Annotated in this window: 2 pseudogenes; one reads left to right on the top strand and one right to left on the bottom strand. The window is 60.0% G+C overall.

Going from position 1 to position 814, the window contains the following annotated elements:
* Nucleotides 1-111, bottom strand: a pseudogene (locus tag EN984_RS36360) (short-chain dehydrogenase); the annotation flags it as partial.
* Between the two features lie 413 nt (nucleotides 112-524).
* Between EN984_RS36360 and EN984_RS36365 the strand changes: the two are divergent.
* Nucleotides 525-814 (top strand): annotated as a pseudogene (locus EN984_RS36365) (porin family protein); the annotation flags it as partial.

Here is an 814-nt window from a genome sequence, read left to right on the forward strand (position 1 = left end):
GTTGCAATGGATGGCGACGGCAAAACCGTGCGCGGCGAGATCCTCGACGATCGCCCTGCCGATCCGCCTGGCCCCGCCCGTCACCAGCGCCGTGACAGTGGCTTTGCTCATATGGTGTCAATCCTCAATTTCGGCCCGAAAAAGCGGTGCCGGCGAAATATGGCCCGGCATGCGTTAAATGGTGTTCGCACCTTGGGCAGCATTGTGGCGAAACGGCCGTTTGGACATCCCGGCCCGCCCTGGACTCGGGCGCGCACGACCGCAATATAGGGTGCTGGAGTCCTTGCACCAAGCGGTGTGCAGCGCAGCATGGGATGGTTCCTGCCATTTCGCTGTTGCGAAGATGCAACGTCAAGGTTCTGCCTCATTCGTGCCGGGGAATGACCCAAGTTCAGGTTCGCTTCAGCCGCATTTTGACACGACATTTGGAACCGACGAACGCCAGATCCGTTTCACCCCCCGGACGGGTAGATGGCGATCGTGAGAAACAAGCCTGTGTCCTGTGGCTTAAGGAGTAAAGAACAATGCAAGCCAATCTCAAATTCGCACGGCCGCTGGCCGTTGCGCTTGGGCTCTTCGCCCTCAGCGGAACTGCCTATGCTGCTGACGTGGTTTCGGAAGAGCCGCCGGCACCTGCGCCGATCGCTGAACTTCCGGTCGCTTCGTGGGCCGGCCCCTACGCCGGTCTCAACGTCGGCTATGGCTTCAGCGGCCGGACCAAAGAAAAGGATTTCGACGTTGAAACCGATACCAAGGGTTTCGTCGGCAGTGTCTTCGGCGGCTACCAGTGGCAGCAGGAGAACTTCGTCTACGG

Origin of the sequence: Mesorhizobium sp. M7A.F.Ca.CA.004.12.1.1, from assembly GCF_003997835.1 — a bacterium.
Classification (GTDB): Bacteria; Pseudomonadota; Alphaproteobacteria; order Rhizobiales; family Rhizobiaceae; genus Mesorhizobium.